Below are 10,106 nucleotides of genomic sequence, written 5' to 3' on the forward strand. Positions count from 1 at the left end.
CCAGAGAGGGGGTGCGGCGTGGAAGCCGTCTCCGTCCTGTCGTTGCAGTACGTCCAGGCCGAGGTCAGCGCCACCGTCGCCGGCGAACCCTTCAACCCCACCGGTGACTTCGTCGAGTTCGCTTTCAGCCCGCTCGGTGGCCAGCCCGACACCTGGTACGCGGGCAGCTGGGACGGCACTGAGCCGGTCCCCGGCACGAACGCCTACCGGGCGCAGGTCCTCGTCGGCCCCGCCGGGGCGGTGACGCTGCCCAAGGGCAAGTACGTCATGTGGATCAAGATTCACGACAGTCCGGAGCAGCCCGTCCTGCAGGTTGGGCAGCTCACCGTCAACTGAGAGAGGAGGCAGGCGTGGACACCCTCATCACCCCGCCCAGCCCCGCCCCCGAACCCACCGGCCCGAGCGGCCCGGCATGCGCCCTGTGCGGCGCGCCGGCCCTCGTGCACTGGAACCGCCGCCTCACCGACGACGAGTACGCGGACTACGAGCGCGTCGAGCTGTCCCGACGCGCCGCGCGACGTTTCCTCGCCGACCCGGACCGGCCGGCACCGACGTTCCGGCCGCTGTGGGACCGCGGCGACACCCTCCACCCCGTTCACGCCTGCGGCAAGCACGCCATCACCATGGAGGCCGCAGCCCTCATCCACGCGAGCAGCTGCACCGCACCGAACGAGGCCGACCTCCCCGGCTGCGACTGCGTCCCGGAGCAGCCCCCGGGCGAACCGGAGCTGCACAAGACCGTGCTGCCCGCGCACTGGCTGCCCGGAGCGGAGTGATGGCCAACCGCACCGGGAACCTGCAACAGCCCACGGAGAAGCGCCGATGCACTGCGAAGCGGAAGGGCTCAGGAGGGGAGCAGTGCCGGGCCTGGGCGCTCAAGGGCCAGACCGTCTGCCGCGTCCACGGGGGCAAGGCGCCGCAGAACATGGCCGCCGGCGAACGCCGCCAGGCCGAAGACCGCGCCCGTGTCCTGGTGGAGATGTACGGCCGCAGGGTCGAGACCACCGCATCCGAGGCCCTGCTCGCCGAAGTGCAGTGGACCGCCGGCCACGTCGCGTGGCTCCGCGACCGCGTCCAGGACATCGAGGCGCAGGGCGTCGACACGGAAGGCGACGAACGACACCCGCTCGTGTGGGGTGTCACCCGCCGCAAGATCGGCGGCGAGGACCGCGGCATCACCGAGGAAGCCGCTCCGAACATCTGGCTCAAGCTCTACCAGCAGGAGCGCACGCACTTGGTGAAGGTGTGCGCCGAAGCGATCAAGGCCGGGATCGAGGAGCGCAAGGTCCGCATGGCGGAGCAGCACGGCGCCCTGGTCGCCCAGGTCATCCGGGCGATCCTCGTCGATCTCCAGCTCAGCGAGGAGCAGCAGGCCCGAGTCCCGGACGTGGTCCCCCGCCACCTGCGCGCGCTGGCGTCCTGAGCTGAGGGAGGCGGCTGCCGATGGCCGCTCCCATCGACTGGGCCGAGTACGCGGCCCGAATTTTCGAGCCCCGCCCCGACGCCGACCGGTGGCCGACCCCCGGCGCCCTCGCCAAGGTCGTCGAACCCTCGAGCATGCAGACACCGGCACTGGACCTCGTCGACGAGGCCGTCCGGTGGGCCTACAGCACCCCGCACGCCCGGCTGCTGATCTCCATGCCCCCGCAGGAGGGCAAGAGCCAGCGCGTCACCAAGACCGGCTCGCTGTGGGCGCTGCACCGCAACCCGGACCTGCGGATCGGCATCGTCTCCTACAACAAGCCGCTGGCGGAGACCTTCGGCCGGGACGTCCGGAACTGGATCACCACCCACAACGGGGACGACGGCACCCTCGACATCGGGCTGAAGATCGCCCGCGACAACGGTGCCGCCTCCCGCTGGCAACTCGCCGGCCACCGCGGTGGCATCATCTGCGTCGGCCTCAAGGGCTCTCTCACCGGCCGTCCCCTGGACGCGCTCGTCATCGACGACCCGTTCGCGGACAAGGAGCAGGCCGAATCCCCTTACTACCGCAACCGCGTCTGGGGCTGGTGGCAGAGCGTCGGCACCACCCGACTCGCCCCCGGCGCACCCGTCATCGTCATCCTCACCCGCTGGCACGAGGACGACATCGCCGGCCGCCTCCTGGCCGCCGAGGACGGCCACCGCTGGCGCGTCATCAACATCCCCGCGCTCGCCGACCACAATCCCGAGAAAGGCCAGAGCGACCCGCTGGGCCGCGAGCCCGGCGAGTGGCTCATCTCCGCCCGCGGCCGCACGGTCGAAGAGTGGGAAGCCATCCGGATCCAGGCCGGGACGAGGGTCTTCAACGCCCTGTACCAGGGGCGGCCTTCCCCGGACTCCGGCGACGTCTGGCAACGCCCCTGGTGGCGCCGCTACTCCACCCCGCTGTGGTCGCAGCACCCGACCGTCCCGGACGCCTACTGGGTCAACGAGGCCGACCAGGTCGTCATGTCCTGGGACATGACGTTCAAGGACACCAAATCCAGCGACTACGTCGTGGGCCAGGTCTGGGCGCGCCGCGGCGCGAACGTCTACCTCCTCGACCAGATCCGCAAGCGACTCACCTTCACCGAGACCCTGACGGCTTTCCAGGCACTGGTCCGTCGCTGGCCGCAGGCCACCGGCAAATACGTCGAGGACAAGGCCAACGGCACCGCGGTCATCAACACGCTCAAGTCGAAGATCCCCGGCATCGTCGAGATCACCCCGACCGAGAGCAAGTACGCGCGCGCCAACGCCGTCGCGCCGGTCATCCAGGCTGGCAACGTGCACCTGCCGACGGGGGAGATCGCTCTGTTCGATCCCGAAGAGCTCATCACCGAGGCCGCCGAGTTCCCCAACGGCACCCATGACGACCAGGTCGACGCCACGAGCCAGGCCCTCGCGCAGCTGCTGCTCGACGGCTCCGGCGCGCAGGCCTGGATCGACTACGTCAAGCGGATGGCCGCCAAGGCCGCCGCAGCCAGGGCCGCCGCGACCGTGACCGACGACGTCCCGGACGAGCCCGAAGAGCCCGCGACCGACGGCACCACGCCGCCGGTCCCGGCCCCCGAACCGGAAGACCCGGTCGAGGCCCGCAAGCGGATACGCGATCAGGCATTCCGCAACCAGCATCGATAACCGAGACCCGAGGGGGTGACCATGGGCTGGCGCTCCCGATTGGCCAAGGTCCTCGGCGGCGGCACCGAGCCGGCCGCCATGCAGCAGGCCGAGGCCGCGGCACAGATGACGCCCGCGACCCCGTTCTCCCCAGGCACGCCGATCAGCCCGTTCGACGGGTACTCGCGCCAGCCCCGCACGCACGACTTCGTCACCGGCTACAACATCTCCGCCCGGCCGAAGAGCAACGAGCGCGTCTCCTTCGAGACCATCCGGGGCCTCGTCGACGCCTACGACGTCGCGCAGATGTGCATCTGGCACCGCATCGACTCCATCCGTGCCCTGGCCTGGTCGCTGGTCCCGGCCTCGGGATTCACCGGTGATGCGGAAGAGGCCATCAAGGTCGGCATGGCCGTTCTGCGGAAACCGGACCGGCAGACCCCTTTCGCGGCGTGGCTGGCCAAGTGGCTGTACGACATCCTCGCTTTCGACGCCGGCACCCTGTACAGGCTGCGGAACCGCGGCGGCCGCGCGATCGGCCTGCGCGTCGTCGACGGCACGACCATCGCCCCGCTCCTGGATTACTGGGGCAACAGCCCCGAGGACCCGGCCGAGGCGTACGTCCAGTACGTCAACGGCCTGCCCTGGAACTGGCTCACCCGCAGCGACCTGATCTACGAGCCGTTCCGGCCCCGCTCCAACAGCCCCTACGGGCAGGCGCCGCTCGAGACGATCCTCCTCAACTCCAACACCGACCTCCGGTTCCAGCAGTACTTCCTGCAGCGCTTCACCGAGGGCAACATCCCCCGCGCGTTCGCGTCCGCGCCGGAGACCTGGACACCGGACCAGATCGAGCAGTTCCAGCTCCAGTGGGACGCTCTCATGCTCGGCAATCAGGACGTCAAGTCGCAGATCCGGTGGCTGCCGGGCGGCGGGAAGATCGCGTGGTCGAACGAGAAAGACTTCGACGACGGCTTCAGCCTCTTCCTGATGCGGAAGACCTGCGCGGCGTACCACATCGTCCCCTCCGACCTCGGCTTCACCGAGTCCGTCAACAAGAGTTCGGGAGAGACACAGGCCGACGTGCAGCACCGCGTCGGCGACCTCCCACTCGTCGCCCACATCGAGGGCGTCATCACCGCGTTCCTCCGCGATGACCTCGGCCTCCCGGTCGAGTTCGCCTTCGACACCGGCCAGGAGAAGGAAGACCGCCTCGCCCTCGCTCAGGCCTGGCAGATCTACATCGAGTCGGGCATGGCCAGCGCCGACGAGGGCCGCGAGGAGCTCCTCGGTCTGCCCACCGACCCCCGCCGCCCCACTCCCCGGTTCTTCGTCGCCCGCTCCGGCCCCGTGCCGCTGCTGGCGATCGAAGGGATCGCCGGGAAGATCGACCCCGAGACCCACGCACCGGCCGAGGACCAGCCCGTCCTCCCGATGCCCTATGTCCCGGCCCCAGGCGTCATCCCCAAGCCGGGCACGCCGGACGCCGTAGCCTCCTGCGCGGCCGAGGACGCCTACCAGCAGCAGCTGCACCAGGCGCTCCCCGCGCCCGGCGTGGCCAAGGAGGGAGCGCCGGCCGCGGCGCCTGCGGTGACGCAGGGCATCACCGCGGAGACCGGGATCCACGGCGTCGACCTCATCGGCCGCACCCGGGACGACGATGAGGACGAGGGCCGTGAGGACCTCGTCAAGCGGGAGATGGCCGCGTTCCGCCGCTTCCGGCAGACCCGTCGCCGCTCCGGCGTCTGGCGGGACTTCGAGTTCCGCACCGTCGACCCCGTCGCGGCGCACCGCCTCAACGACGCCGGCCGCCTGGCCGTACGCAAGGCCGCCGGGGAGATCGGCGTCGCCGGCCTCGCCGTGCGTGCCGCGGACACCGGACGCGTACTGATGCTGCAGCGCGCCCTCGACCCCGAGGACCCGGCCGCCGGGACCTGGGAGTTCCCCGGCGGCCACCTGGAAGCCGGCGAGAGCCCGCTGCAGGGAGCGTGGCGGGAATGGGCCGAGGAGACCGGCTGCATCCCGCCCCCGGGTGCCCATACCGGCACCTGGACCAGCGCCAACGGCGTCTACCGCGGCCTGGTGTGGACCGTCGACAACGAGGCCCACGTCCCGGTCAGCGGCGACCGCGACCAGGTGAGCAACCCCGACGACCCCGACGGCGACCAGGTCGAGGCCATCGCCTGGTGGGACCCGGCCCAGCTGGAAGGGAACCCGGCCGTACGGCCGGAGCTCCTCGACAGCCTCCCCGCGGTCCTGGCGGCCCTGGACCAGCCTCAGCCGGGTCAGGAGGGCGTCTGCCCGTGCGGGACGCCCGTGGCGTACGACCAGATCGACGGCTGGCAGCACCACGACGGCTCGATCGGCCACGAGGACGGGGAGTCCGTCAGCGACAAGATGGCCGGCATCGCCAAGGCCGCCGACGACGACCAGGAGGAGGACGGCGACGTCGGGCCCAGCGGTGACGATTCCGAGCCCGGCCCCGCGTGGCCCGGCTGGGACAAGGACCGCGAAGCCGCTGGCCACTGGGCACCGCTGATCGCCGGAGCGTTCCAGTCCGGCGTCGACTCCACCGCCGTCGCCACCAACTGGACCGCGGCCAACGCCGGCGCGACCGAGCCCCCGACCGAGGAGGCCGCCCAGAACTGGCTGGACAACCAGCCGATCGACCTGCCCGGCGCCATCACCCCCACGATGCAGGGCGTCTACCGCGACGGGTACGTCATCGGCTCGGCCTCCGCCCAGGCCACCGTCGACAGTCGCCCCGCCGACTGGAGCAACTGGCGCCCCGGCGACGTCGACGCCGGCCGCCTCCTCATGGGCCGCAACGCCGACGGCGGCGGCCTGTCCGCGTTCCTGACGGACAGCAACATCACCATCCGGTCCGTCGCCGCGACCCGCATGAACGAACTCGGACGCGCCCTGGCCGCAGGCGCAGCCCGCGGCGACAGCACCGACACCATCGCCCGCGACATCACCGGCATCCTGTCCGACCCGGCGCGCGCCGAGATGATCGCCATCACCGAGCTCAACCGCGCGATCTCCGCCGCCAGCCTCGGGACCTACCGCGTCAACGGCATCGAGTATGTCGAGTGGATCACCGCCGTCGACGAGCGGGTCTGCCCGCTGTGCTTCACCAACACCGAAGCCGGCGCCCGCCGCCTGGAGACCCAGTTCCCCTCCGGCGTCTACATGCCACCCGCGCACCCGTTCTGCCGCTGCGCCCTCAGCCCCGTCACCGCAGGGATGTGACCACATGCCCACACCAGAGCAGCGCTACGTCCTCGGCGTGGCCTACCAGGCAGGCCCCGACCCGCGAATCCAGCGCGGACTCGACGGGGCCCGCGACTACTTCACCGCCGAGGAGCTCGAGAAAGCGGCCTGGTCCTTCCTCCCCGGAGGTGCCCAAGTCGGTCTCTTCCACGGCCCGGACGACACCGTCGGCCACGCCACCGTCGTCGAGTCCTACATCTGGCGCGCCGACCCCTGGGACCTCGGGGACGGCGTCGTCGTCCGCAAGGGCGACTGGCTGATCGGCGCGATTCTCGACGAGACCGCCTGGGGCCTGTTCAAGTCCGGCCGGGTCACCGGCTGGTCCCCGCAGGGCACTGCCCGCCGACGCCCGGCCACCGCGGCGTCGTCAACCTCCGAGGAGTGAGCGTGACACCGACCGACGGCGAGGAGTTCACCGAGCTCGTCGACGCCTCCATCCCGCGGGTGGACCTCGTCGACAAGGCGGCGAACGGCATGCGCTTCCTGATCGCCAAGCAGCAGGACGGGGGACAGGGCCTGTTCGACCCCGCCTACGTCCGCGAGCTGCTGGCCAAGTCCGATCCCAGCCCGAGACACGAGGAGACGGTGACGATGACGGGCAGCCCCGCCGCGATCGCCAAGATCATCCACGGTGCGGCTGTCCGCGCCGCCGACCAGACCACAGACCCGGTGGCCAAGGACACCCCGGCCGCCACCCCGCCCGGCGACCTCGACCCCAGCATCGTCCTGGCCGAGCCCAGCGACGAAGCCCCCGGCGACCCCAACGTGCCGGGCTCCCCGGCCTGGGAGGCCATCGACGCGGCCACCGCCATGAAGTGGACCGCGATCCTCGCCCGCGCGCAGCGCGCCCTGGGCGTCCTCGCCGAGCGCGAGCTCCTCGAGCCCGCCTGCGGCAACCCCGACGACTACGACAGTGTCATGGACCTCGGCGACGCCGCCTGCGCCGTCGAATACGCCATCAGCCTCCTCGCGCCGTTCGCGGTCGCCGAGCAGGCCGAGGCGCTGACCAGCGACGACGCCTCGGCTGCAGTCGGTAAGGCGCTCGCCGGATGGGACCCGGCCCCGCTCGAGACGATCGAGGCCCTCACCGGTGTCGTCAAGGCCGGCCGCGTGCTGTCCACAGCCAATGAGGCGGCGATCCGTGGCGCTGTCGACAGCCTGCAGAAGGTCCTCGCCTCGCTCCCGCAGGCGCCCCCCGCCCTCGACGACGGCCAGCCGGTCACGAAGGAGAACCCCATGCCGGACACCACCGCCGCGGCCGTCGAGGCCGCATCCACCACTGTCGCCCCCGAGCTCGCCGCCGGCCTGGCCAAGGAGGCCGAGACCCCGGCCCAGCCGTCCCCGGCCGTCACGCCGGACGAGCCGGTGGAGAAGGCCAAGACGCCGCAGGTCGCCATCTACGACAAGAACGGCAACCTCGTCGGCATCGTCGACCCCGGCGACATCATCACCATCGCCGACGCCGATCCGGCCCCGGCCGCCGAGGAGCCCTCGGAAGCCGCTCCCGAGGAGCCGGCCGCCCCCGAGGACCCCGACCTGACCCCGGCCCCGCCCGAGGAGGTCGGTACCCCGGCCGACGCCGTCGACGACGACGGCGTCGCCAAGAGCGACACCCCGGACACCACACCGACGGACCCGATGCTCAAGCGCAGCGACGTCATGACCGTGGTCAAGGCAGCCATCGACGAGCACAGCGCCGGACAGAGCGAGGCACTGGCCCAGCAGGGCCAGCAGATCGCTGACCTGGCGAAGAGCGTCGAGACGCTGGCCGGACTGGTCAAGGCGCTGGAGGAGCAGCCGGCCGCCCCGAAGGTGTTCACCCAGGGAGCCGTCCCGCCCGTCCACGCCCTGCGTGGGCAGGACCGCGGCGCCCCGGTGTCCGCCGCCGTCGCTCAGGGCCAGGAGCTGAAGAAGTCGCTGTACACCGCACCCGACGCGGCCGCGCAGAACAAGATCGCCCAGGACATGCAGAGCCTGGCGATCGCGCAGCTCGCGGCGATCCACAGCGGCACCACCGGCTGACCCTCAGTCACCTCGCCCAACCCCCAATCCAGCAGCCCCGTCGCACTCCGTGCCGCGGGGCTTTTGCATGCGCAGAAATGAGAAGCCATGAACACCATGCAGGGCGTCACGGAAGAGACGCTCGCCGGACTCGACGCCATCCAGAAGGCACAGACGACCGGCATCCTCACCTCCACCGGCATCTACAGCCACGACCTGTCGGGCCTGGTCTCCCTCATTCCGGTGGTCACACCGTTCCGTGACAAGGTCGCGCGTCGCCTGTCGCCCGACGGAAACCCGTACGCGGTGTGGCGCTCGATCATGAACGTCACGAACAGCCAGCCGGACCCCGCCATGGGCTTCGACTACGCGGCCAACGAGACCGTCTTCAGCGAGCAGGACTTCCAGGCCCGCTACAAGCCGACCGGGTACGCCGGCCTGGTCACGCAGGACGCCTACGACCTCGCGAAGGGCTACGGCGACCCGTACGCCATCGCGACGTTCCAGACCCTGAACCAGGTCCTCATCGGCGACGACCGCAAGCTCATCGGCGGCCAGTCCTTCGCGCTCGCCCGCCCTGCCGCGCCGACCCTCACGCAGGTGGCCTCCGGCGGCACCGTCGGCGCCGTCCAGGTCTACGTCGGTGTCGCCGTCCGTACCGGCTCCGGCTACTACTACGGCTCCGGCAACAGCCGCGGCAACTCCGCGACCACCACGTTCGGTTCCGGCAGCACCAACAAGGTCACCGCCACTGTGGCGTCCGTGCGGGGCGCCGTCGCCTACGACTGGTTCTACAGCGCCAACGGCACGACCTGGTACTACTACACCACCACGACCACCAACACGGTCTCCATCACCGCGTCGATCAGCTCGAACAACGCCGTCCCGGTGGGCAGCGCACTGCCGGACATCAGCACCGTCGTCCCGACGTTCAATGCCGCGGCCGACAACGGCTCGGCGAACGACAAGGACTACGATGGCTTCCTCGCCAGCCTCACCGGCGACTACAACGGCAGCGGGCAGTGGGTGCAGTCCGGCACCGGCACTACGAACCCGTCCATCAACAACTCCCTCGACGGCGCGGCGCTGACCCTCAGCGGCGGCACCATCGGCGAGATCGAAGACAAGATCTTCCTGCCGCTGTGGCAGCAGGTGAAGTGCTCTCCGACCGCCCTGATGATGAACGCGCTGCAGGCCAAGCAGATCGCCAACCTCATCCTCGGCTCCAACAGCGCAACGACGTTCCTCAACACCGACTCCGAGGGGCGCCTGTCCGTCACGGCCGGCGGCCGCGTCGGCGAGATCGTCAACACCTCGGCTGGCGGCGTGACCGTGCCGATCGAGGTCCACGTCTCCCTGCCCCCGGGCACCATGCTCGCGCGCACCGACCGCGTGCCGTTCCCGCAGGCCAACATCGACTCCGTCCTGGAGTACCGGGCCCTGCGCGACACCGCCCAGTTCGACTACGGCATCAGCCGCGTCCCGAACACCTCCGGCGGCGGGCCCCGCAAGGAGTTCGAAATCCGCAGCGTGGGCGCCTTCCTCAACCGCGCCCCCGTCGCAATGGCGTCCCTGCAGAACATCGGCTGACCCCCTCGGTGACGCGCCGCCGCGGCGCGTCACCACCCGGTGCGGGTGCCCCCCGGCCCCCCCCCCCCCCCCCCCGCCCCCCCCCCCCCCCCGGCGCCCCCGCCCCGCGGCTGGTCACCCGCACCCGCGCCACGGCGCAGGCCGACCCCCCCATACGG

The 10,106-nt window shown here is 71.2% G+C and carries 8 protein-coding genes; all 8 read left to right on the plus strand.

Going from position 1 to position 10,106, the window contains the following annotated elements; translation table 11 throughout:
* Nucleotides 1-18: 18 nt before the first annotated feature.
* The 8 genes from ABZ883_RS04995 (at nt 19) to ABZ883_RS05030 (ending at nt 9,948) form a co-directional block, all read left to right on the plus strand.
* Nucleotides 19-336, plus strand: coding sequence for a hypothetical protein (locus ABZ883_RS04995; RefSeq protein ID WP_360901573.1), 318 nt, complete (start codon nt 19-21; stop codon nt 334-336).
* A gap of 14 nt (nt 337-350) precedes the next feature.
* Nucleotides 351-776, plus strand: coding sequence for a hypothetical protein (locus ABZ883_RS05000; protein ID WP_360901576.1), 426 nt, complete (start codon nt 351-353; stop codon nt 774-776).
* Nucleotides 776-1,423, plus strand: coding sequence for a hypothetical protein (locus ABZ883_RS05005; protein ID WP_360901579.1), 648 nt, complete (start codon nt 776-778; stop codon nt 1,421-1,423). Before ABZ883_RS05000 ends, ABZ883_RS05005 begins: the two co-directional genes overlap by 1 nt.
* A 20-nt stretch (nt 1,424-1,443) precedes the next feature.
* Entirely contained in the window at nt 1,444-3,105 is a 1,662-nt protein-coding gene (gene terL, locus ABZ883_RS05010) for a phage terminase large subunit (protein ID WP_360901581.1), read from the plus strand.
* A gap of 21 nt (nt 3,106-3,126) precedes the next feature.
* Nucleotides 3,127-6,336: a phage portal protein gene (locus ABZ883_RS05015; protein WP_360901584.1), complete on the plus strand. Its 3,210-nt coding sequence runs from the start codon at nt 3,127-3,129 to the stop codon at nt 6,334-6,336.
* 4 nt (nt 6,337-6,340) lie between these two features.
* Nucleotides 6,341-6,742, plus strand: coding sequence for an XkdF-like putative serine protease domain-containing protein (locus ABZ883_RS05020; protein ID WP_360901587.1), 402 nt, complete (start codon nt 6,341-6,343; stop codon nt 6,740-6,742).
* Between the two features lie 2 nt (nt 6,743-6,744).
* Nucleotides 6,745-8,379: a hypothetical protein gene (locus ABZ883_RS05025; RefSeq protein ID WP_360901590.1), complete on the plus strand. Its 1,635-nt coding sequence runs from the start codon at nt 6,745-6,747 to the stop codon at nt 8,377-8,379.
* Between the two features lie 87 nt (nt 8,380-8,466).
* The gene (locus ABZ883_RS05030; protein ID WP_360901593.1) at nt 8,467-9,948 is read left to right on the plus strand and encodes a hypothetical protein; all 1,482 of its coding nucleotides are present in this window, start codon (nt 8,467-8,469) and stop codon (nt 9,946-9,948) included.
* Nucleotides 9,949-10,106: the final 158 nt, after the last annotated feature.

Source organism: Streptomyces sp. NPDC046977, from assembly GCF_040644455.1.
In the GTDB taxonomy this organism is placed as follows: Bacteria; Actinomycetota; Actinomycetes; order Streptomycetales; family Streptomycetaceae; genus Actinacidiphila.